The 23,129-nt window shown below is 54.9% G+C and carries 14 protein-coding genes and 4 pseudogenes; 3 read left to right on the top strand and 15 right to left on the bottom strand.

The window, feature by feature from the left end; genetic code table 11:
- Positions 1-7 precede the first annotated feature (7 nt).
- The 4 genes and pseudogenes from N6V40_RS17685 to N6V40_RS09215 all read right to left on the bottom strand — a co-directional run bounded on the left by N6V40_RS17685 (position 8) and on the right by N6V40_RS09215 (position 7,484).
- Positions 8-4,800: pseudogene (locus N6V40_RS17685) on the bottom strand (NAD-glutamate dehydrogenase).
- Between the two features lie 101 nt (positions 4,801-4,901).
- Positions 4,902-6,173, bottom strand: a complete 1,272-nt coding sequence (locus N6V40_RS09225) for a MinD/ParA family ATP-binding protein (protein ID WP_131088574.1) — start codon at positions 6,171-6,173, stop codon at positions 4,902-4,904.
- Entirely contained in the window at positions 6,170-6,832 is a 663-nt protein-coding gene (locus N6V40_RS09220) for a CpaB family protein (protein WP_131088575.1), read from the bottom strand. Before N6V40_RS09220 ends, N6V40_RS09225 begins: the two co-directional genes overlap by 4 nt.
- Positions 6,833-6,923: 91 nt before the next feature.
- Positions 6,924-7,484, bottom strand: a complete 561-nt coding sequence (locus N6V40_RS09215) for a hypothetical protein (RefSeq protein ID WP_262197411.1) — start codon at positions 7,482-7,484, stop codon at positions 6,924-6,926.
- 122 nt (positions 7,485-7,606) lie between these two features.
- On the opposite strand from N6V40_RS09215, the gene N6V40_RS09210 reads away from it, so the two are divergent.
- The 3 genes from N6V40_RS09210 to N6V40_RS09200 are packed head-to-tail and all read left to right on the top strand — an operon-like array spanning position 7,607 to position 8,904.
- Positions 7,607-8,083: a hypothetical protein gene (locus tag N6V40_RS09210; protein WP_262197410.1), complete on the top strand. Its 477-nt coding sequence runs from the start codon at positions 7,607-7,609 to the stop codon at positions 8,081-8,083.
- Entirely contained in the window at positions 8,080-8,325 is a 246-nt protein-coding gene (locus N6V40_RS09205) for a LysM peptidoglycan-binding domain-containing protein (protein ID WP_262197409.1), read from the top strand. Before N6V40_RS09210 ends, N6V40_RS09205 begins: the two co-directional genes overlap by 4 nt.
- A 45-nt stretch (positions 8,326-8,370) precedes the next feature.
- Positions 8,371-8,904, top strand: a complete 534-nt coding sequence (locus N6V40_RS09200) for an Rv3235 family protein (RefSeq protein WP_262197408.1) — start codon at positions 8,371-8,373, stop codon at positions 8,902-8,904.
- On the opposite strand, the gene secA is transcribed toward N6V40_RS09200, so the two are convergent.
- From secA to N6V40_RS09145, 11 genes and pseudogenes are all read right to left on the bottom strand, one after another.
- Complete coding sequence (gene secA, locus N6V40_RS09195) at positions 8,901-11,549, bottom strand: preprotein translocase subunit SecA (RefSeq protein WP_131088579.1); 2,649 nt, start codon at positions 11,547-11,549, stop codon at positions 8,901-8,903. The genes N6V40_RS09200 and secA overlap by 4 nt on opposite strands.
- A 133-nt stretch (positions 11,550-11,682) precedes the next feature.
- Positions 11,683-12,677: pseudogene (locus N6V40_RS09190) on the bottom strand (winged helix-turn-helix domain-containing protein).
- Positions 12,678-12,881: 204 nt separating this feature from the next.
- A complete protein-coding gene (gene hpf, locus N6V40_RS09185) occupies positions 12,882-13,577 on the bottom strand; it encodes a ribosome hibernation-promoting factor, HPF/YfiA family (RefSeq protein WP_131088581.1) in 696 nt (231 codons plus the stop codon).
- A gap of 168 nt (positions 13,578-13,745) precedes the next feature.
- Positions 13,746-14,513 carry a ComF family protein gene (locus N6V40_RS09180; protein ID WP_262197406.1) on the bottom strand — a complete coding sequence of 256 codons (768 nt, stop codon included), beginning with the start codon at positions 14,511-14,513 and terminating at the stop codon, positions 13,746-13,748.
- A gap of 90 nt (positions 14,514-14,603) precedes the next feature.
- The gene (locus tag N6V40_RS09175; protein WP_262197404.1) at positions 14,604-16,307 is read right to left on the bottom strand and encodes an LpqB family beta-propeller domain-containing protein; all 1,704 of its coding nucleotides are present in this window, start codon (positions 16,305-16,307) and stop codon (positions 14,604-14,606) included.
- Complete coding sequence (gene mtrB / locus N6V40_RS09170) at positions 16,307-18,115, bottom strand: MtrAB system histidine kinase MtrB (protein ID WP_262197403.1); 1,809 nt, start codon at positions 18,113-18,115, stop codon at positions 16,307-16,309. Before mtrB ends, N6V40_RS09175 begins: the two co-directional genes overlap by 1 nt.
- Complete coding sequence (mtrA, locus tag N6V40_RS09165; protein WP_131088585.1) at positions 18,112-18,792, bottom strand: MtrAB system response regulator MtrA; 681 nt, start codon at positions 18,790-18,792, stop codon at positions 18,112-18,114. Before mtrA ends, mtrB begins: the two co-directional genes overlap by 4 nt.
- Positions 18,793-18,927: 135 nt before the next feature.
- Positions 18,928-19,986, bottom strand: coding sequence for a uroporphyrinogen decarboxylase/cobalamine-independent methonine synthase family protein (locus tag N6V40_RS09160; protein WP_262197402.1), 1,059 nt, complete (start codon positions 19,984-19,986; stop codon positions 18,928-18,930).
- Positions 19,979-20,350 (bottom strand): chorismate mutase, encoded by a 372-nt coding sequence (locus N6V40_RS09155; protein ID WP_131088587.1) that lies wholly within the window; start codon positions 20,348-20,350, stop codon positions 19,979-19,981. The genes N6V40_RS09160 and N6V40_RS09155 overlap by 8 nt, the downstream gene beginning before the upstream one ends.
- 98 nt (positions 20,351-20,448) lie before the next feature.
- Positions 20,449-22,145: pseudogene (locus tag N6V40_RS09150) on the bottom strand (dipeptide ABC transporter ATP-binding protein).
- A pseudogene (locus tag N6V40_RS09145) lies at positions 22,111-23,128 on the bottom strand (ABC transporter permease). The pseudogenes N6V40_RS09150 and N6V40_RS09145 overlap by 35 nt, the downstream one beginning before the upstream one ends.
- Between the last annotated feature and the right edge of the window lies 1 nt (position 23,129).

The following is a 23,129-nucleotide window of genomic DNA, read 5'->3' as shown; positions in this document are numbered from 1 at the left end:
GCGGTATTTACCTTCGTACGATGGAACGCAACAGGCGAAGGGCAACGGACAGAGACGCCATGTCGTCTCGTTCGAGGCTGTTCACTTCAGCAAACATTGTCTTCGCACGATCTAGGTTAGCCGCGTTTACGTTCTCCCAAGCAGCAACACGCTCTGATGGATCTGCAATATCCCCATGCGCTTCCAAGATGTTGCCGGTCAGATCCATGATTGTGGTGTACAGGTCGTCACGCATCGCTGCACGAGCCAGCGCCTGCCAACGATCCGATCGAGGCAATCGCGTAATCCGATTCAACAGACTGTCCACGCCAAACAGGTCGTAAAGCACGAAGTACGTTTCCGCTACCTTGATTGGAGAAATCGAAGTGCGGTGCACATACTGCGCGATGTCCAGCAAAGCGAAGGACTCGAACTGCGTAGCCCACATGCTCGCACGAAGTTCTGGAATGTCGTATCCCAGCGCTTCGTCACGCCATTCGTTAAACCGCACAAGGTCTTTTCCACGAAGGATAGTAGGCAAGGCCTTACGCAGCTGCGTCACGGTGTCCTTGAAGCGATTTACCGCCTCGGTGACTAGTAGCTGCTCATCGACGCCGTTGATGAACCAACGGGTGGCGCGGTCCAGCAAACGACGCATGTCGTGGTGCTGACGTCCCCAGTGATCCAGGCTAGTTCCTGCAGGCTGGGCATTGATGGCATCAAACTGACGGTCAAATCCGTAGATCTCGCGCAGTGCGCAGAAGACCTTGGCGATCTGAACTTCGTTGGCACCAGTTTCTTCCATTGCGCGGAATACGTAGGTGATACCGCCGACGTTGACTACGTCATTGGCAACTACGGTGGCAATGATTTCCTTACGCAGCGGATGGCTCTGCAGCTGATCTCCGAATCGCTCTACGAGCTTTTCAGGGAAGTACCCGCGCAGGATCTGCGCGAAGTACGGATCATCAGCAATATCCGATTCAGTCAACGCATTAGCCAACTGGATCTTGGAATATGCGGCGAGCACCGAAAGTTCTGGAGTCGTCATGGCTCCGCCCGAGGCCCGGCGTTCTTCAAGCTGTGCGGTGCTTGGCAGGAATTCCAACTCGCGGTTGAGGTCCGCTGCGGATTCAAGCCACTGCATGAGGCGCTCATAGGCAGGAGCCCACGCCAACGCTGCATGCTTTTCGTTGAGCAACAACACGTTCTGCTCGAAGTTGGTCTTCAAAACAAGGTCGCCAACATTGTCAGTCATCGACAGCAAGAAATCAGTGCGCTCTTCAGTGCTCAAGTTTCCGGCTGCGATCTGACGATCAACAAATATCTTGATGTTGACTTCACGGTCTGAGGTATCAACGCCAGCAGAGTTATCAATGGCGTCGGTATTGAGCAGTACACCGTTATTAGCAGCTTCGATACGACCCAGCTGGGTCATGCCCAAGTTACCGCCTTCACCGACCACGTTGGCACGCAGGTCCTTGCCGTCAATGCGGAATGCATCGTTGGCGCGGTCTCCGACCTGACCGTTGGTTTCGGTGGATGCCTTGACGTAGGTGCCAATGCCGCCGTTGTACAGCAGGTCAACCGGAGCGGACAGAATTGCCTTGAGCAATTCGTTAGGGCTCATCTTGACCGTTCCAGCGCTCAGTCCCAAGACTTCGCGGACCTCTGCAGTAATCGGGATCGACTTGAGGCTTCGCGAGTACACGCCGCCACCAGCCGAGATGAGTTCCTTGTTGTAGTCCGCCCAGCTGGAGCGAGGCAGGTCGTACAGGCGCTGACGTTCGTCAAAAGCAACCTGCGCGTTCGGTGTTGGGTCCAAGAAAATGTCGCGGTGGTCAAAGGCCGCCAGCAACTTCACGGTCGGAGTACGACGCAGTCCGTTACCGAAGACGTCGCCGGACATGTCGCCCACGCCTACTGCGCTGAACTCATCACTCTGGGTATCAACACCGAGCTGGAAGAAGTGACGCTTGACCGATTCCCACGCACCTCGCGCGGTGATGCCCATGCCCTTGTGGTCATAACCAACCGAACCGCCCGAAGCGAAGGCATCGCCCAGCCAGTGTCCCTTTTCTGCGGACAGTGAGTTAGCGATATCGGAGAAGCTTGCAGTGCCCTTATCGGCAGCAACAACCAGGTACGAGTCATCGCCATCGCGGCGCACAACGTTTTCGGGAGCTACGATGTGCTCCCCTCTGCGTCGGCCACCATGTTGTCGGTCAGCTGCAGCAAGGTGCTGATGAAGACCTTGTACGCGCCCTTGCCTTCTTCAAGCCAGGCGCCACGATCCTGAGCAGGGTTAGGCAGCTGCTTGGCGTAGAAGCCACCCTTAGCTCCGGTCGGAACGATGACCGAGTTCTTCACCATCTGAGCCTTGACTAGCCCAAGAACTTCGGTACGGAAGTCTTCTCGACGGTCCGACCAACGTAGGCCACCGCGTGCAACGGCTCCGAACCTGAAGTGGGTTCCTTCAACGCGTGGCGAGTAAACCCACAACTCGTGCTTTGGACGTGGGAACGGCGCAAAGTCGATCTCCTCAGGAGCCAGCTTGAAGGCCAACGCCTGATGAGCGGTGAAGTAGTTGGTTCGCTTGGTAGCTTCAATGACCTTGACGAAGCGGCGAAGCAAGGTATCAGCGTCCAGTGTTGGCACTGCTTCAAGTGCTTGCGCAATCTTTTCCTTAGCAGCTTCACGAGCTACCTCGGATGCTTCACTGCTCAAGGCAGGATCGAAGGTAGCTTGGAAAAGCTCCACAATGCTGTGGGTTACCGAAGCGTTGTCCACCAGGGTGTTGGCGATAAAGCCGGTGGAGTTAGGCACTCCGAGCTGCAACAGGTAGTGAGCGTAGGCGCGCAACATGGCCACCTGCTCCCAGGACAGTCCTTCGCGCAAAACCAACGCATTCAAGCTGTCGGATTCAGCTACGTTGCGAACTACCGCGCTGTAAGCTTCAGCCAGTTTGGTTTCGACAGAGCTGAAATCGATCGCTTCATCGAACTTCAAACCCATGTCGTATATGTAGCGCTGTCCGATGCCCTCTGGGTTCAACTCGTAAGGTCGTTCATCAACAACCTCAAGTCCCAGATCCTGCAGTACTGGCAAGATCCGTGAGAGCAACAAAGGACGCGTCACGAAAATCTTCATGCGCTTTGAGACTGGTGATTTTTCATCACGGCTGGTCGGGTCGTAGAAGGAAACGACCGGTCCGCTTTCAGTATCTTCATCAAGGCTGGAAAGCAGGTTGACGTCCTTGAACGCATCCTCAATTTCAAACTGAACCTTGTAGGCAGCCGGGAAGGCCTCGGCCCAAGCGTTGGAGAGCGTATTGGCGTCGCCCAGTTCCAAGTTGGTTCGCGCGGTGTCAACGATGGCATCAGACCAGGAGCGAACGGCCTTAGCAATACGTTCCTCTAGAGCGTTACGGTCCACCTGCGGGTTGGATCCGTTGCGCTGCAGACGTAGGCGGTAGAACAGTCGGACCAATGCGCCGGCACCAAGCTGTGCTTCGTACTCAACCGAGTCCGCATTGAAGGTGTCCTGCAGTTCCTGCTCAACACGCAGTCGTACCGCGGTGGAGAAACGATCACGGGGCAAGAAGACCATTGCGGTGACAAAGCGACCGTAATCGTCGGTGCGCAGGAAGACTGAAGTGCGACGTCGTTCCTGCAGACGCAGGATTCCCAGTGCGGTTTGGGTCAGGTCCTCCACCGTAATCTGGAACATCTCATCACGAGGGTAGCTTTCCAAGATGGTGGTGATGTCCTTGCCAGAGTGGGAATTCACAGCGAATCCCGTGCTCTTCAGGACGGCCTGAACCTTCTCGCGAACTACTGGAACGGTCTTGACGCTTGAGGTGTAAACGCTAGAGGCGAATAGACCGATGAAGCGGCGTTCACCGTTAACTTCACCGTTAGCGTCAAAGCTCTTCACACCTACGTAGTCCAGGTACACGCCACGGTGCACCGTTGAACGTGAGTTAGCTTTGGTAATGATCAGCGCGCTCTTATCGCGTGCGGTGATGCGACCTTGCTTGGTCAAATGCTGCGGGCCCTGAGATTCAACTTCCCGCATGAGTCCAAGGCCGCTACCAGCACGGGCAACAAGAACTTCTTCACCATCAACGCATTCCAGATCGTATTCTCGGTATCCGAGGAATGTGAACTGACCATCTGCCATCCAGTCGAGCAGCTCAGCTGCCTGGGACAGCTCTGCGATCTGTTCAGCGTGCGCGGTCTGTGGCAGGGTATGCGCGATGTTTTTTGCCTGGTCCAACATTTCTGGCCAGTCGTTGACCGCAACGCGAACATCTGACAGAACGCTGTAGAGTCGCTCCACCAGTTCTTCAGCCTGCTGATCGCTCAACTCACGAGCCAGTTCGATGGAAATCCATGATTCGACATGGGTGGCCGAACCTGCGGAGATCAGGGTGCTGAGATCAGACAGCGCTGCGGTGTCACCACTGGCAACATGCTGTAGGCCTGCGTGGCTAATCTTGACGATTTCGCCACTTTGATCATCACGAGAGACCACAAAAGTCGGGTGTACCACGAGCTGAATTGGCGAATTAAGCTGAACCAATGCTGCGGTGACCGAATCAACCAAGAATGGCATGTCATCGGTGACGATGTGAACTACGGAGATTCCGTTATTTCGAGTGATGGCAACGTTAGGGGTATCCGCTTCGCGCTCATAACCGATTTCAAGGTGTGCCGCCACTCGCGATTCGAGTTCGTCGGGCCGGTAGGCCGCCACGTCCTCGGTCGCAATCTGGCCATAGTACTCGCTCACCAATTTTGGGGTGAGAGTCGCATCCATGAATGATTCTGACATGCTGGATTCCGACGAGTTCAACTGAACGCCTCCAAGAACAAAGTTCGATGTGCCCGCGCCGTTGCGGGTCACTAGTCTAATCAACCCTACCCGGTTTTCACGTCCTGAGTTCGTGCATTCCTGCTAAATCGACGAGTTGCCCGTTTCTTGGGGATATCCGTAGATTTTATGCCGGTCAAAGACCGAATTTCAGAACGCAATGAACTCTTAGGTGCAATCTCCAGTAAAGGGCTTCCTGCTAACACTGACGCACTACAGACGGCGCTGTCATTGGGCATAAAGCCAACCACGTCGTGCATTGGACCAAAGCGATCCCAAGCTTCGATTAATCGGCGTTTTGGACTGCGTCCGCTACTGGAGACGCTGACCCTGTTGAAAACAATTTTTGGTTGCAGACCCCCATAGGATTCTTCAAGTTCGTCGATGGCACGCAAGGCTCGTGGAATGCCGACGCTATCTGAATTCACGACCATGAAAATGTCATCCGAACACTGAAGCATCTCAACGGTCACTGCGTTGCGTTGAGGTGCTTGGGTGTCAAAGCTCAGCTGTTCGTCCATGGCAATGTGTGGCGCCAAGTCTAGGACGACCACGTCATAGTGTTCCTTGAACGTCATTGACGCTCGCCGCAATGCCGAGGCCCGCACTTCAGGCCATCTGCTCGAACGAGGAATTCCAGTACCTACCCGAATCGTGGTGTCACCGACTTGGACCAGCGAGCAAGCGGCATTGAGCCGAGCGATGTCCGAGCTACCCGAGTCAATGATGCGGCAAATTTGGGCTACCGATGCCGATTCATCCATAAGGCCCAGCTGAATGGATATCGAGGCAGCGTAAGTATCGGCATCGAGTAGTACAACGTTTTTTCCTGCGGCTGCTAGCTCCACCGCGTAGTTCAACGCGATAGTGCTTCGCCCTGGAGAGCCAGGTGCACTCCAGAAGCTAACGATCTTTCCCGCGGTACGCGGTTCCTTTTCGGTCAGGTGTGGGGAGACCTTGTCCTTGCTGCTTTCAGGTTGCCTCAGCGAAAGAACCGTAGCTGCAATTCGCTGTTCAAGATCTGAAATCGCAATGTCTGCTGGCACTTGTAGAACATCTGGCGTGGGTTTGAGATCGGATGGGTTTTCTAGCATGCAGACTATCGCTGTGCGGTTGATCAGCAAGTCATCAACTTGTTCCATGGGCGGGACAAGATGCGAGTCGGCTACTAGCAAGACGTCCGCGGCTCCCGTGGCGCAGGCGGCGACAGCTTCAGCAATGTCAGAGCAAACACGGGTGACAATGAGTTCACCTTGGTAGCCCTCAATCTGCCTGACGATGGATTCTTGACCTCCCAACACCACTACTGAGATGCTCATTCTGCTGCCCCGGCCGGGTTGTAGATCACGATGATCCTCGAATCATTGGCCAAGGCTTGGAGCAGTGGTTCAAGTTGGTTTGGTTCCACGAGGAGTTCTAGGTTGGTTCCTTGCCTGTCTACTAGTCCCCCGCCACTTTCAACGCGTGCAGCGACTTCAACCATTGAGGACAGCTTCTCTGGAACGCCGTAGCTATTGCCGCCTGATTCTTTTTTGGCAATCCATACATCCACGAAGCTTCCCGGTGCGATTGACGAGGTTAGATCCGCTGGCAGTTCCACATTGATCGGTCGTCGTGAGCCGAGCTCGCTCTGAGTAACCGAGGTGACCGGAATCAGTTCCCCGGCGCTGACAAAGGTGTTCACCCGAGAGTTCTTGTCTAACCCGGAAGCCGGGTGCAGATACTTCCCCGCGGTGTCGCCGAGCTGAACTTCTTGGGTTTTCAGGTTTTCTTCGGTCAATTGTTCGCCGAGGGTAATGTTTGAGCGCGCCACGTAGACCGTTGTTGTTTCGTGCATTGCGCCGATGAGATACATTGTCCCGGCTACCGAAGCAAGCACAAGGATGGCGCCAAGGGCCAGCCTCGGGTCTTTCCACCCTGGACGCCGGACACGCGCAGCTTTTGTTGTGCGCTCACCTTGGACTATTTGGTCACTCATCAAGGCTCAACCCTCCGCCAGTGGATGTGCTTATGAATCGTGAGCCTACGACAACTTGGGCTTCTAGAAAAGACCTTTTCTTGGCTGTGGATCAATTAAGCGTTGTTGCAACCACCCAGCCGATGGACTCCAGCGGGATCAAGAGATTGCCTGAGATTCGTCCTGGGCGGGCAAATTCATCACGCGGGTGAACGTCGATAATCAGGTAATCCTTGGCAACTTGGGCCAAGGTTCCTTCAGCCAGCGCATTGCCGTCGCGGCCGTGAATCTGGCACCTTGACCTATCCCGCAGCAGACCTCGAATGACGCTGGCGAACCTTATGGATTTGGTCTGATGCCGCCAGCTAAGGCCGGAGCCTTGGGTCTGGGGCAAAGCAATTGACTCGACTGCTTGGCGCCTGATGACCCACTGTGATCGGTCTGTTTCCAGGCAGAGATAGTCAGTAGACACGGGCCCGAGAGTTGCACGAATTTCAGTTGCTCCGGATAACCGGATTGTCAGTTCTTGGCCCTGGAAGCGCGCCAATGTCTGAGTGAGCTCAGCAGTTGATCTTTCAATGCGGACATTCTCAGAAATTTCGTCGCGCAGTTGAGCACGGTTTTGCTCATCCAGTTGAGCTTCAAGATCGTCAAAGAGTGAATCCCAGCGCATGTGGCAACTGTACGAGACAAAAACTTGTTTCAACACCCTCTTCACAAAATCACGGCAAAGTGTCATCATTGCTACCAAATAACATCAAATTGTATCAAACAGATGCTAAGGAAGTGATTTGGATGAGCTCGTCGAGGGTATTCGCCATCTTCTTGTTGTTTGCCGTCTCGGGGTCAGTCCTCGTTTTTGTTGGCATTCACTGGATCATCGACTTCCATGCGATCAGCGCTACCTCGGATCCGAGCTCATACATGGTGCTGTTACTCAGCCTGGCAACCTTGTCCCTAGCCACCTTGTACGCAATTCACTACGGGGCACGTCGGCTGCTTATTTGGGCCATGGCCCGCCGCCACATTCCTACCATCCGGTTTTTCCAACGAGTTGCTCCACGATTCACACGCAAGGTACTCGAATCTTTGCTCGGGACCTCAATCGTTCTTTCATCCGCGGTCGCGGCTAACGCCGCGCCGGTGACTCCCTGGAAAACCACGCCTCCGTTGAAAGCGCAGAGAAGAACGTGGATCCACAACGATCAGAACCTAAACAACGAAGCGTTCCCAATGCTCAGTGGTTCCCCGAACAAGTCAGCGTTCCAATGAACAACTTGATCTCGCAGACCCCACAGCCAAAGCGGGAGCCGGCAAAGTCGGGAGCTGAGGTGGTGGTTGCCGAAGGCGAAACGTTGTGGAGCATTTCAGCCAAACGCCTCGGAGCCCAGGCCACTGCCGAAGAAATATCAACCTACTGGCCGCAAATCTACAAAGCCAATGAGCAAGTCATCGGTCCAGATCCTGATCACTTAGAAATCGGTACCGTCCTAGAGCTTCCACCCACGCGTTAGCACCACAAAGAAACAACCACCCATCAATGATCATTAGGAGTCATCATGAGCACCATCACCGTCACCCCACGGAGCCTAGGTAAGGAACTACTCTCCGACGACCCAGCATTCCCCGACACGTCTTTTGGTGTTGAAGCAAGCTCAGCACCAAGCGGTAGCGCCGAAACTCCGTGCAATAGTCCAGCCCATTTGAGTAGGGCCATGGACAACATTTTCCGTAGGAACGAGGGCTACCGAGCGGAACGTCGGGCTGTCGTTGAGATCTCGTACTCCGTCGCCCGTGCGGTTTTTGAGATCGTTGCTGGCTATCGCAGCGTCAGCCAGTTGGCCTTTGTCGTTGAGCCTAATTGCATCGACAAGCTCCGTCGTAGGGCACTACTAGAGACTTCCCGCTACACGGTAGATCCAGTACCTGGCACTGCACATGGGCAAATCATTTCCTTGCACCTGGATCACTGTTTTTCAGGGGCGTGGGAATGCACAGCCATCATCGGCTTTAAAGACCGCGTCCGCGCCGTAGCTCTCAAGATTGAGCCATGGCACGGACGTTGGCAAGTCACAGATGTGGAACTTATTTAGTTACGCTTGGACTTCTTTTTCTTCTTACCGTTGGTAGCTGGAGCACGCTTGGTGCTAGCTTCGCCATCTTCATCAGGACCAGTGAACTGCAGGTTCTTCGGCTTCGCTGATTCGTCGACAGGCGCTGCTTCTTCAACGGCGTCAGAACCCGATGGGATATCAAGGTTGAACAAGGCACCGATGCTTTCCTCGCGGATGCCTTCCATCATGGTCTGGAACATCGTGTAACCCTCACGCTGGTATTCAACCAACGGGTCACGCTGCGCCATGGCACGAAGTCCGATACCTTCCTTGAGGTAATCCATCTCGTACAGGTGTTCCTGCCACTTGCGACCAATGGTCGAAAGCACCACTCGGCGTTCCAGATCTCGCATGGTCGATGAACCAACAAGCTTTTCACGCTCTTCGTACTGGTACTGCGCGTCCGAAAGGATTTCGCGTTCCAAGAAGGATCCGGAGAGGTGACCAATGCCACCGGCTTCTTCAACAACTTCGTCAACGGTGATACCGATTGGGTACAGCTGCTTGAGGTTAGTCCACAGGGACTTGAGTTCCCACTCATCTGGGTTGCCCACCTGCGTGGCTTCCAAGACCATGGCCTTGACGACGTCCTCTAGGAAGTGGCCGACCTTCTCTTCAAGGTCACCACCTTCGAGGATGGCTCGACGGTCAGCGTAGATAGCTTCACGCTGGCGGTTCATCACGTCATCGTACTTGAGCACGTTTTTACGCTGTTCGGCGTTAACGCCCTCAACCTGAGCCTGTGCTGACTCAATGGCGCGGGAAACCATCTTGGATTCCAGTGCCACATCTTCAGGCATTGAAGGGTTGTTCATGATGCGCTCTGCCATGCCGGAGTTGAATCGACGCATCAAATCATCGGTCATCGACAGGTAGAAGCGTGATTCACCCGGGTCGCCCTGGCGTCCGGCACGACCACGCAGCTGGTTATCGATGCGGCGGGACTCGTGGCGTTCGGTACCAAGCACGTAAAGGCCGCCGAGTTCGGCAACTTCCTTGGATTCGGTAGCCACGGTTTGTTTTGCTTTGGCAAAAACTTCGTCCCAAACCTTGTTGTACTCGTCCGGGTTGTTCTCTGCGTTCAAGCCACGACGTTCCATCTCAGCGACTGCCAAGAATTCTGGGTTACCACCGAGCATGATGTCGGTACCGCGACCGGCCATGTTGGTAGATACGGTCACGCCGCTCTTGCGACCAGCCATAGCTACAACGGCCGCTTCACGGGCGTGCTGCTTTGCATTCAGTACCTCGTGGCGGATGCCCTTTTTGGACAACAGACGCGAGAGGTATTCGCTCTTTTCCACGCTGGTGGTACCAACCAGAACTGGCTGACCGGTGGCGTGACGTTCAGCGATGTCCTCAACAACAGCGTTGAACTTAGCGACTTCATTCTTGTAAATGTAGTCGGACTGATCCATACGGATCGCTGGCTTATTGGTAGGGATTTCCACTACGCCCAGCTTGTAGGTGCCCATGAACTCGGCAGCCTCGGTCTGCGCGGTACCGGTCATGCCCGAAATCTTGTCGTACATGCGGAAGTAGTTCTGCAGCGTGATCGTGGCCAGAGTCTGATTCTCCGCCTTGATGCTGACGCTTTCCTTGGCTTCAATAGCCTGGTGCATGCCCTCGGAGTAGCGACGGCCCTGCAAAGCACGACCAGTGTGCTCGTCAACGATCATTACTTCGCCGTTGACTACAACATAGTCTTTGTCCTTCTTGAACAATTCTTTGGCCTTGATGGCATTGTTCAAGAAGCCGATCAGCGGGGTGTTGTTGGCTTCGTAGAGGTTATCGATGCCGAGGTAGTCCTCAACCTTTTCAATTCCCGATTCCAGTACACCGATGGTGCGCTTCTTCTCGTCAACTTCGTAGTCGTCTTCGCGCTTGAGCGTTGAGACGATCTTCGAGAAGACGGTGTACCAGCGGTTAACGTCGCCCGAAGCCTGTCCGGAGATGATCAGTGGGGTACGAGCCTCATCGATCAAGATCGAGTCGACCTCATCAACGATGACAAAGTTGTGGCCACGCTGGACGAGCTCGTCCTTGCTCCATGCCATGTTGTCACGCAGGTAATCGAAGCCGAATTCGTTGTTCGTACCGTAGGTGATATCTGCTTCGTACTGCTTGCGACGCTCTTCTGGCTTCATGCTGGCCAGGATGCAACCGCAGGTCAGACCTAGGAAGCGGAAGACGCGTCCCATAAGGTCGGACTGGTACTGGGCGAGGAAGTCGTTGGTGGTGACCACGTGGACGCCCTTGCCGCTTAGGGCGTTGAGATACGCCGGCGCCGTAGCCACCAGAGTTTTACCTTCACCGGTACGCATTTCAGCGATATTACCCAGGTGCAGGGCGGCTCCACCCATCAGCTGAACGTCAAAGTGGCGCATTCCAAGAACACGATCAGACGCTTCTCGAACCACTGCGAATGCTTCGGGGAGCAGATCTTCCAGCGTCTCGCCGTTAGCCAAACGTTCGCGGAACTTGTCGGTTTCGCCCTTGAGCTCTTCGTCTGAAAGTTCGCGAATTTCGACTTCCAACGTATTGATTGTGTCGGCGTACTTACGAAGAACCTTTAAGGTCTTCTTGTCGCCGGTACGCAAAATACGTTCTAGCAATGATGCCACGTGGTAGCTCCCAATATCTCAAGCACAGTATTTTCTGGCGTCTTTAGTCTACGTGAGGAAATCAGCGCTTCTGGCTATTTCCCGCAGATGACCGCTGTTCTTCTAGCGAACAACAATAGGATGGACAGGCCGTTCACAGGCCAATTTGTATGTTCTCCAGCTTCAGCCATCGAGCCATACGTTCAAGTTCTGCGCGTAAAGGTAGTTCGGCGCTACTCTCCCAGCCTGGTTCATAGTGAACACTCTTGGCGTGAAGAACACCGCGGGCACGATCAGCTTTAAGATCTACACGACCTACGAACTCATCCCCCAGCAGCATTGGAAAGACATAATATCCATACCGTCTTTTCGCTTCAGGGACATAGATTTCAAGCCGATACTCAAAGCCAAAAATCGTTCTAGACGGCGTCTATTAAATACCATCGAATCAAAGGGCGAGAGTAGTCGCAAATCCTGGTCGATCTTACGGGGAACTTTGGTGCCCAGCGGCATGAAACAAACTTCGCTAAGCCCTAGTGCTTGCACCTGCTCAATATGGCCATCGATCGCTAGTTGCGCCAACGTGGCTTTAACTTCCCGGATTGGCAGACGGAAATACTCCGCAACACAATGCGCTGTAGCTATACCTTGGGCTTCAAGGGATCGGTGGATGAGCCGTTCCAGGGCTTCTTGCCGAGGAGCTTCACTCACGTCAACGGTTGCCGCTAGTACGTTTTGGGCTAAGGCGTAACGCCGTTCAAACTGGGTGTTGCGGCCCAGAGTAAGAATCTTGGCCCGCGCAAAAAGTGACTCGGTAACGCACTTGGTGTCGTTCCAATTCCAGCCCCAGTGTTCTTTGGATGCGGTCGGCGCGACGTCCAAGGCTTGACTGATTTCTCTGGCACTTGATCCAGGATTCTTCGCCAAAAATTCAAGTACCTGTTCCGAGAGATCATGCTGCTCAGAAGAAAAATTATCTGACTTGTCGATCCAGGTACGGCGTTGCCACACCTGCAAATCTGGAACGAGTTCGGCGCTCACCACGGATGCTTCATGGGCCCAATACTCGGTCAGCGGGCTACGCGGTGTTGCCAAAACCTTGTCTAAGGTTTCAATGTTGTACTCCCCTAGCCGGGCAAAAAGCGGCATGTAGTGCGCCCGACGAACAACATTGACCGAATCGACCTGTAGCTGTGAGATGGATTGGACGGTCTTGATAATTTTTCGTGCTGAAGTCTCTTGATTGGTCCTGCCACGAGACAGGCCTTGGGCGGCCAACGCGATCCTGCGAGCCTGTTTGAGGCTCAGGACGCGATGGCCGCCCAACGTAGTTTGTGCGCTGATGACTTACCCTCAGTCGGTTACTAATGCCTTGTCACGGTACCCGCGGGTTTCCGTGGTGGCTTCTTGATCAGATTCTAGTGACGGGTCAAGGCTGATCACACCGTACTGGTACTGTGTGCGGCCGTAGACCACGGCGTGCTCTCCTGTGGCTTCATCGATGAACAGGTAGAACGGGTGCCCGACTAGCTCCATGCGGTCCACTGCGTCATCAACGCTCATCACTTCGGCTGGGAAGGACTTACGGCGAATGACCACTGGCGAGTACTCGGCCTCGGACTCAGTCTCGGAAACTTCTGCAGCTTTCTGAGCCTCAAGAGTGGACTCAACCAACGACTTGTCGCTGGAGGCCGTAGGTAGTGTACTGGTTGCTTCGTGCACGGCCACTGGAGTGTGGTTTCCGCGATGGACCTTACGCTTGTCCCGAGCCTTACGCAGTCGTTCAAGAAGTTTTGCGAAGGCGATGTCAAAGGCGGCGAACTTGTCAGCTCCGCGAGCCTCAGCTCGAACGGCGGGGCCACGTCCAACAACGGTCAATTCAACGGACAATGCCGTGCTCTGGTCACGGGCATGTGATTCTTTGAGGACCTTGACGTCAATGCGTTGAACCTTGGTAGCCAGCTGGTCAACCTTGGTTATCTTCTCATCCACGTACTCACGGAAACGATCCGAAATGGTGATATTGCGTCCGCTGTAGTTCAGCTCCATGGTGTCCTCCAATAGGGAGTCGGGTGACACAACAGTCCGGAAATTCCATCCTTCCGGACTGAAGATGGGCTTTTCGCTGCATCTGTGATGCAACCCATACTTCACCTTAGGCCACCACGCAGAAGATTCAAGTCTCTGAGCCCAAAATTCCTATCGCGGTCAGCGAAATCACTGTTCAGGCTCCTGATTTGGCGGTTTAGTCAGCGCCAAGACAACGGCAAGAGTGACGTCATATCCGGCTTCATGACATGCCATTGCGGCGTGGCGCAATGTTGAACCCGTCGTGAGGACATCATCGATGAGGATGATCGGCTGTCTTGGAACCTTCGCGCGTTCGGCAATGAAATGTTCCCTGCTGCCTCGTCGAGCAGACCCACTTTTGAGTTTCTGCGCCCCACCAAAAGCTGAGCGGACCCGGTAATGCAGCACTGAACGGCAGACTAGCTGCCCGGAGTACAGCCCACCGCGCATTCCATGTTCAAGTATTGATAACACCGGGGAATACCCGCGTTGCCCAACAGCTTTCAAGGAGCTCGGAACAGGAACAATCAAGGTCGATAGCTGCCCTGGTTGCGGGACACAGCTCGCGTTGATCACGGCCGCAAGATAAGGCGCAAAGACACCGCGAAGAAAATATCGTTGTTTGTTCTTGAATGCCAAGACCGCGCGGGCCAGTTCCTTGCCGTAGATCCCGCAGGAGCTGACCGAGAGTTGATTGGCTAGTAATGGCAACTCGACATAGTGATGGTGCCCGTCTGGTAGCGGAGGCAGGAATAGCTGGGATTGTATTTCTCGGCGGCATTCTGGACACAGACGAAAGTCTGCCCGAGAGCACACCGCGCAACTGGTGGGTACAAGAAAATTCAAAAATTCCCGGCCGCCAAAGCTCAGCCAGCGCACCGATCTTCGGTGACTGAATTTGTCAATGGTTCGCAACCAGCTCCACGAGGTTCCCATGGTTCACCGTAGGCGCGTTGCACAGCATCGTGACTGGGCAGCAAGACCAATTGTGGAATAAGTGCCAGCTTAGCCAGGATATGAAACGTCTTGGGCGAAATCATCTAATTCGTGCCACGAATTACCAACACGGGTGTAGAGCTTTTCTTTGGTTTGTGCGTAGACCTCGCGGCCTCCGCCGACTCCGGTGGCAATGCCAATCATTCCCAGCAATAGCTGCAAATGTTCACTTCCACCTTCAAAGGTAATTTGGGCAGCTTCAACGGCCTCGGAATCTTCCAACTTGGCTACGATGATGGAACTATCCGAGTCCCACAGCGCAGTGTTCACCGGGACCTCTGGATAGATTTTCATTGGAGTGTCGGTCAGCCCACGCGGAACACCTTCAGCGTCACGAATAATGCCCGCAACGTAGACGGATGTGGAAGATCCTTCACTGGCCACAATCAATGCACGTGCGCCGTCTCGGGAAATTCGGAAGGAATCGATATTGGCACCTTCAAGCCATGCCACGTCAATCGGACGGGCTTCACCCTTAGTTGCGGTGTCTTCTGGGATTGCCATAATCGGGGTCTTCGCCCCGTTATCGGCAGTCCAGGTCCAGCCTGCGACATCCATTGACGGCTGGATCAAGTCTTGTCCGCTGAGCTCTAGACGAAGTTTGCCTTGGTCGTTAATCCCCCACAGCTGGGTGCGACGGTCATTGAGGAAGGCGTAGCTATTGCCCACAGGAGACATTGCAGGGTCACGCGGATCGTAAGCTGAAACGTCGGGCAGTCCGCCCACAGGAATGATCGAGCGTCCCTTGACGTAGACCAAGTCCTGATCGGAAACACCGATCAACGTATCTTGAGTGCTCGGGTTGATCTGTGCCGGCTCGATCTTGGAATCATCAGACGCCAGGTTCACGTCGTTTTCCTCGCGCAGCATCTTGACCGAATCCACGGATGATAGCCCGGTCAGTGTCGCTTCAACCTGTTGTTTCATCAACAACAAAGTGTTGTCTGTGGTGTCGGTAAACGAATCCGAGTTCAAGTCGATAGTGGCTTCACGGTCGCGCACCGGAACGGCGGAGCGCACCAGTTGGCTCGCCGAGGAGAAGGCTGACACCACCGCATTTTGCAGATAAGGGGCTGGGCCTTTGAGCAACGCTTCAACCATGGAGGTGGTGGTTCCTGAGCCCGAGGTGAACCATCGAATGTCCGGGACAAGGTAGGAGTAGCTAGCGTCGTAGAAGTAGAGGCTTTGTGCAGCAAAAATCTTGGTGAAGGTCGAGGCTTCGAGCATGGTGCCGTTAGGCGCTTTGACGATCCGCCATTGATCATCAATCTTGGCTACTTTAATATCTACCGCACGCGTGGTGTGGTTTGGGTAGTTAGTCCGAATACCTTGGGCGTCTACTTCCCCGGTGATCTCTAGCTGAATTGTGTATTGATTCGCGTCGGCACCGTTGACCACGTTGAACGCTTCGTAGATCAAAGTCTGGGTATCGCCACGCCAGGTGTTGCGCAAGTCAGTGCTCATATATTCGCGGGCCACTGCGTAGTCCTCGGCAACTGAGCGGCCAGCTTCAACAAAGCCATCAACAATTTCGCGTGCGTCCGCACCCTCGGCTGGACCTTCGGCCGCGTAGCTGTAACTTTCGCCGCTGGAATCTTCCGCGCCAGCTTCGATTTGCTGGACGCCGGAAGAGCGCGGAATTGCTGCACAACCAGTAAAGGTCATTGCTCCGATGAGCAGCGAAGAAAGAAAGAAGAGGGCTTTGTTTTTCACTAGTTTCTCTCCTTCTTGGACTCCGGGCCGCTGCTTCGAGGATCGGCCACATCGTCGTGTGCTTGTTCATCTTCGGAAGGAAGAATCAACGGTGTGTAACCAATCTTGGGCACCTCGCCAGTCAACGGGAAGCTGTCTCCCGTGGTGTTCAGGATGGCTTCAGATACGGCAGGCTCCAGTGGCAGCGGTGACGAATCAATCTCGTGATCTTCAGACTTGGGAAGCGTCAGGCGGAAGACCGAACCCACGTCGGGCTTGCCCCAAGCTTCCAAGCGGCCCTCGTGCAGTCGAGTATCTTCCATAGAAATCGATAGTCCCAACCCGGAGCCACCGGTGGTGCGGGCACGGGCGGGGTCGGCCCTCCAGAACCGGTCGAATACGTGGAGGCTGGCTTCTGGAGTCATGCCAATTCCATAGTCACGCACGGTCAAGGCTACTGCCGAATGATTTTCAGCAATGGTGACGTCAATTGGATTGCTTTCACCGTGTTCTACAGCGTTGAGCACTAGGTTACGGATAATACGTTCTACACGGCGTGGATCAACTTCAGCTACGCAGCCTTCGGCCGGTGCGCTGAGTCGGATGATCGAACCGTATTCGTCGGCCACCGGCGTCGCAGTATCAACAACTTTGCGTGCAATGGCGTTCAGGTCCGTTGATTCTCGGTCAAGGACCGCAACACCAGCATCAAAGCGTGAGACTTCAAGCAGATCATTAAGCAGGTGCTGGAAGCGCTCAATTTGGTTGTACATCAGCTCAGCAGAGCGTGAAGTTAGTGGATCAAAATCTTCGCGGGCATCGTGAATAACTTCGGCGGCCATGCGCACCGTGGTCAGTGGTGTTCGCAATTCGTGGGACACGTCAGAAACGAAGCGCTGCTGCATGGCGGAGAGATTATTCAGCTGGGTAATCTGCTCCTGCAAAGACTGGGCCATATGGTTGAAGGCTGTGCCCAGTCGGGCAACCTCATCCTTGCCTGCTACCTTCATTCGTCGGTCCAGGTCGCCTGAGGCAATGCGCTCAGAAACGTAGGCGGCATCAGCCACAGGTCGAACGACGGTTCGCGCCACCGACCATGCAACAAAGCCAACTACCACCAGCAAAATAAGGCCGGTGAAAGACAGTGCACGGTTAATGAATTCCAGAGTGTCCTGCACGCTGGAGAGGTCATAGACCAAGTACAGTCCGTACTCGCGGCCTGGCGGAATCAGGACCTTTGTACCAACAACCAACCCTGGCTGCGCCTGGTCAGCACTGCCAAGTTCGACAGAACGCCAGTAGATGCCCTGCTCACCGGCCACACGTTCGGCCAAATCTTGCGGGATAACGCGGGTGGTCAATGACCCTGAAGCCATGGGACCGACGTAGAGACTTTGATCTCCAGCAATTGGCATGAGCACAAAGTCACGCACTACGGTGGCCCCGTCACCTTCGAGGGAGGCCAAGGTGGAATTCACCAAGGCCTGAGTCGAGGCGCGGTCAGTAGTTGACGCAGATTCAAGGATGGAACGGGCCTGAGTCAGGCCGCGCTCAGATTCCTTAGAGATCTGGTTAACTCGCTCATCGTAAAGCGTGGAAGCGATCTGATTAGAAAGGAACGCGCCAGCAGCAAGCAGAGCAAGAGTCGTAAAGAGCAACGTGGAAATAACGGTGCGGTAGATCAGATGCCGCTGCCAGCGCAGCTTCAATTCCGTCCAAGGACGCCGAATCCACGAGCGAAGCTTAGCGACGGTAAAGCGTTTCGGCTTAGAGTGGGCAGACACGTCGAGCGGAACCAACTCTTTACCGGTCGACGTGTGTGAACTCAACTTGCCGAACCCGCCTTATATCCCACCCCGCGTACGGTTTGGATGATCTGAGGCTTCTCTGGATCAATCTCGATCTTTGAACGCAAACGCTGAACGTGAACGTTGACCAAACGGGTGTCTGCTGCGTGGCGGTAACCCCAGACAGCTTCCAACAGCTGTTCGCGGCTAAAGACCTGCTTAGGCTTACGTGCCATGGTGACCAAGAGGTCGAATTCTAGTGGAGTCAATGAAACCGCTTGATTGCCACGGGTCACTTGGTGCCCAGCAACATCAATGGTGACTTCGCCAACCTGCAGCGTTTCAGCTGCGTGGGTTTCATTTGGTCGCAGACGAGCACGCACGCGCGCTACCAATTCTGCTGGCTTAAATGGCTTAGGAACGTAGTCATCCGCGCCCGATTCCAGGCCGCGAACTACGTCAGCGGTGTCGGACTTAGCGGTCAGCATGACCACCGGTACGTCGGACTCAGCACGAATCTGCTTGCAGACCTCAATGCCATCGATGCCCGGGAGCATGAGATCAAGCAGGACTAAGTCTGGGTTAAATTCACGGAAGGCCGCTAAGGCGCCTGAACCCTCATAACAAAATGCGGCGTCAAAGCCATCATTTTGCAAGACGATACCAATCATTTCCGACAATGCTTCATCATCGTCAACGACTAAAATCCGTGCTTTCATCCTTTATCCCCCTGCAACCTAGCTCTGAGGTTTCAACCATCTGTTCAAACCGGGCAGATCAGCATTACCACTCTTTCAAAGATACATGATTTACCGGTAATTTCCGGCTGTGACCGGCAGTGATAACACAATCGATTACGCGTCGACGCGAGTTTGCTCCAACGCTTGGGCATAGGTCGAGAGCTTCTGTAGAGTGTCCACTGCTTCAGAGCTGGAGCACGCACTGAAATCCCCTCTAGGCATCAATGTCAAAGATCCAAGTTGCGCATCGGAGAGTCCCAGCTGGTGCCACGGCCGAAGAATCGAATGCACCGCCTCAACTACGCCGGGGGCAGGTAGCTTCGGGGTGAGAACCTGCAGGAAGATCTGCCCGGCGCCCTCAACAAATCCGGCGATGCGCTCCCACTTTCGGTGGTTTAGTCCGTGCGGGTCCACAATCATCGCGGTGATGCCAGCCTGGTTCAGCAAATCAATACGCTCAATCCACCGCTCGTCGGCGGTTGGCAGATTAACAACCGGTTGAACGGAAAGGTTCGAGGATTCGTCCGTGAGCACCTTGAGAAATTCTTGGTAGGCGCTACGAACTTCTGAGCGAGGAATTGAACGCAGGGTTCGATAACCACTGGAAGTCTTAATCGTTCCGTCAAGCACGTCACCGATAAGGGATTCGTCTAACTGCACGGTGAAGGATCGCAAAGTGGTAGCTCGGGCGAGCCGCGCTACGTGTTCCCTGACTCCATGGGCGTACGCAGCAATGATGTCACGGCGAGCGCCGTGGTCACTGATCGAGCGTTCCCCATTGCTCAGGTACACGCTGGCCACTAACGACCACGGGCCAAGCACACTGAGCTTGATCCGCTGTGCAGGTTTTTGCTCCGCGCCAAGGACATCTGCCAGCAAGTTTTCGTCGCTGCGCAGAATGCTGCGTGCGCGCCGTGCGTCGATGCCGTCGTTAACTCCGACTCGCCACCCATGGGGCTGCAAGTCAAAACCGAGGTCTGCGAGCAACGTGGCGCTGCGCCCTACCGCGTCTGCCCCTACCCCGCGGTCTACGAGTTGTGGGAGTACAGCGAGGTTGGGTTCGCCCAGTTCCCCGCGCACTACTTCATGTATTTCCAGCGGTTCCGTGCCGGGAAATTGACAGAAGGAGGTGACAAAAACGTCAGTGCGTTGGCCGAGGTGTTCTTCAGGCATCGTTATGTGAGTCAGAAATATTCTGGTGATGGCGGATGACTTCAGAGATCACAAAATTCAGCAATTTCTCTGCGAATTCTGGATCGAGATGCGCTTCAATGGCTAGGGCGCGTAGGCGTTCGATTTGCGCCTTTTCACGATTTGGATCGCTTGGTGGCAGCTTGTGCTCAGCTTTGAGGTGTCCAACGCGCTGGGTTGCTTTGAATCGTTCGGCCAGCAGGTAAACCAACTGTGCGTCGAAGTTATCGATGCTGCCCCGGATGGCGTACAACTCGTCGAGGACTTCATTCTTTACCTCGCCGTGCAACGAGCTGGCGTGCGGGTCGAATGACTCGTGTTGTGCAGGGTTTTTCGGCTCGTTCATGGTCTCAAGTTTACGGGTTCACCTCTCAAAACCACCACAAAGTGACATGCCCCAGCTGCGGCGGGTCGCGCAACTGGGGCACGGGCAAAACTGCCGGGCTACTTGGAGGCTTGGTTCAGTTCCTCAATCAGCGCTCGGCGTTGGGCCTGTTCACGTGGGTCTGGCACAGGAAGTGAAGCAATCAACCGCTGTGTGTATGCATGCTGAGGTTGCGCCAAGACCTTGGAGCCAAGACCTTCCTCAATCAAGCTACCGCGGTAAAGTACGCCCACCCAGGTAGCCAGCTGATCTACTACCGCCAAGTCATGCGACACAAACAGCGCAGCAAAGCCGAGCTCCGTTTGCAGTTCCCTAAAGAGTTCAAGAACCTTGGCCTGCACCGACACGTCCAACGCGCTGGTTGGTTCATCAGCAATCAAAAGTTTTGGATCCAAGGCCAAGGCGCGAGCCAAGGAGGCACGCTGACGCTGACCTCCAGAAAGCTCATGCGGGTAGCGCTGGGCAAAACCTGCGGGAAGCTGTACCGCTTCAAGCAGTTCGTTGACCTTGCTCCTACTTTGGGAAGGATTCAGCTCGCGGTGCACAGCCAGCGGCTCGGCTACACATTCTCCGATGGTCAGATGCGGATTGAAGCTGGCGGCAGGATCCTGGAAGACAAACCCGATCTGCTCGCGCAAGGGTTTGAAGCTACGTTCCTTGAACGATGCCATCTCATAGCCCAGCACCTTCAGGGAACCCGAGCTGATTCGATTCAGACCTGCAATGCTTCGACCGATGGTGGTTTTGCCAGATCCGGATTCACCCACAAGGCCATAAACCTCGCCTGCGTGAATTTTCAGGTCAACATCTTTGACCGCGGTGAAACCTGGTGAGCCAAAGCGACCCGGGAAATGCACCCCTAGCCCTTGAGCTTCAACAATGACTGGCGCGTCCTGGTGCGGACGCTGGGTCAGCGCAGCCGAAGCGCTGTCTCTGCCTAGGTGAGGCACAGCAGCCAACAGTGCTTTGGTGTAGTCCTCTTGTGGGCGTTCAAACAGCTCCAGGGCCGGAGCTTGTTCGACAATCTTTCCCTGGTTCATCACCACAACTCGGTCAGCGATGTCAGCTACCACGCCCATATTGTGCGTGATGATGACAATGGCGGTACCCAGTTCTTCGCGCAAGTCTCGCAATAAGGAGAGAATCTCGGCCTGTACCGTAACGTCCAACGCTGTGGTTGGCTCATCGGCGACAATCAGTTTTGGCTTTAGCGCCAGTGCCGCTGCAATGACCACACGTTGTTTTTGACCACCGGAGAATTGGTGCGGGTAGTAATTCACGCGCTGCTCTGGATCCGGAATACCCACCTGAGCCATCGCTTCAATCGCGCGCGTCTTGGCTTCCTTCTTGGAAATCTTGTTGTGGGTACGAATCCCCTCCATGATCTGCCAACCCACGGTGTACACCGGGTTCAGTGCCGTGGAAGGTTCCTGGAAGACCATCGCGACGTCGCGTCCGCGCACTGCACGTAGCTCATGCCCACCAAGGGTGAGCATGTTCTTTCCGTTCAGGTACACCGCGCCGCGGGCTGCACCGTTTTCGGCCATGATTCCCAGCGCGGTGCGAGCGGTCACGGACTTGCCTGAACCGGACTCGCCCACAATAGCCAGGATCTCCCTGCCTTGACGTGCAGGTCCACGCCGCGCACGGCTGGAACTGCTCCTGCGTCGGTGACAAAGTCAATGTTCAGGCCCTGAATGCTCAGTACGTTCTCGGCGTCATTACTCGACGGCGAAGCTGCAGAACTGTGTTTCACTTGCTTGCTCCTGCCTGTGCGGACTGGGTAATTCGCTTTGCCTTTTACGGCTGAAGCGCCGCAAACGCGGATCGTTGAGATCATTCATGGATTCGCCAACCAAGGTCAGGCCCATCACGGTGAGTACGATGGCCAGGCCTGGGAACATTCCAGTCCACCAAATACCACTGGTCGCATCGGACATCGCGCGGTTCAGGTCATAGCCCCACTCGGAGGCGGCGGTCGGTTCGATACCAAAGCCCAAGAAGCCCAACCCGGCGAGGGTCAGCAGTGCTTCGGTAGCGTTCAGAGTGAAGATCAATGGCAGGGTACGGGTGGCGTTACGCAGTAGGTGGGTAAACATCACCCGCCATGGGCTTGCGCCAATAACCTGTGCGGATTCCACAAATGGTTCTGCCTTCAGACGCATCACTTCGGCTCGGACCACACGGAAGTACTGAGGAATGAATACGACAGTAATGGATATTGCTGCTGCCATAATGCCGCCAAAGAGCGAGGATTGCCCTTGCGAAATCACAATGGACATCACGATGGCCAGCAGCAGTGAGGGGAACAGCGTAGATAGCGTCTGCAAGGACCACCATGATGCGATCAAACCAGCCACCGAGGTAGCCGGAAATAAGTCCCAGCAGTACGCCGATGAACAAAGACATGACTACTGCGGCCAGGATGACCCAGATTGCAGTTTGTGCACCGAACAGGGTGCGTGAGAAGACGTCGTACCCAGTGGAAGTGGTCCCCCAAAGGAACTTTGCGTCCGGGGCAGCTTGGCGTGGGAAGTCACCAGATGCATCTGAGGACTGGGCAAAGCCAAATGGTGCCAGCAGTGGAGCCAAGAGCGCGCTGAGAATGAATACTGCGCACAGTACAAGACCAGCCACGAGCATGCCACGTTGAAGTCCAGAGGACATACGCAGGTGTGAAATGACCGGTAATGATTTGAACCGTGAGCCGGCGGAGCTAGGCAAAGTTGGTGTAGTCATG

The organism is Glutamicibacter sp. M10, assembly GCF_025452055.1.
Taxonomy (GTDB): Bacteria; Actinomycetota; Actinomycetes; order Actinomycetales; family Micrococcaceae; genus Glutamicibacter.
Note: the sequence above shows the minus strand (reverse complement) of the source record. Positions and strands in the feature narration are given on the sequence as shown.

Excerpts from the sequence above, each read along its gene's own strand:
- N6V40_RS09210 (WP_262197410.1), top strand. The coding sequence starts at position 7,607 with ATGAGCTCGTCGAGGGTATTCGCCATCTTCTTGTTGTTTGCCGTCTCG.
- N6V40_RS09215 (WP_262197411.1), bottom strand. The coding sequence starts at position 7,484 with ATGCGCTGGGATTCACTCTTTGACGATCTTGAAGCTCAACTGGATGAG.
- N6V40_RS09200 (WP_262197408.1), top strand. The coding sequence starts at position 8,371 with ATGAGCACCATCACCGTCACCCCACGGAGCCTAGGTAAGGAACTACTC.
- N6V40_RS09155 (WP_131088587.1), bottom strand. The coding sequence starts at position 20,350 with ATGAACGAGCCGAAAAACCCTGCACAACACGAGTCATTCGACCCGCAC.
- N6V40_RS09225 (WP_131088574.1), bottom strand. The coding sequence starts at position 6,173 with ATGAGCATCTCAGTAGTGGTGTTGGGAGGTCAAGAATCCATCGTCAGG.
- N6V40_RS09160 (WP_262197402.1), bottom strand. The coding sequence starts at position 19,986 with ATGCCTGAAGAACACCTCGGCCAACGCACTGACGTTTTTGTCACCTCC.
- N6V40_RS09220 (WP_131088575.1), bottom strand. The coding sequence starts at position 6,832 with ATGAGTGACCAAATAGTCCAAGGTGAGCGCACAACAAAAGCTGCGCGT.
- N6V40_RS09205 (WP_262197409.1), top strand. The coding sequence starts at position 8,080 with ATGAACAACTTGATCTCGCAGACCCCACAGCCAAAGCGGGAGCCGGCA.
- mtrA (WP_131088585.1), bottom strand. The coding sequence starts at position 18,792 with ATGAAAGCACGGATTTTAGTCGTTGACGATGATGAAGCATTGTCGGAA.
- hpf (WP_131088581.1), bottom strand. The coding sequence starts at position 13,577 with ATGGAGCTGAACTACAGCGGACGCAATATCACCATTTCGGATCGTTTC.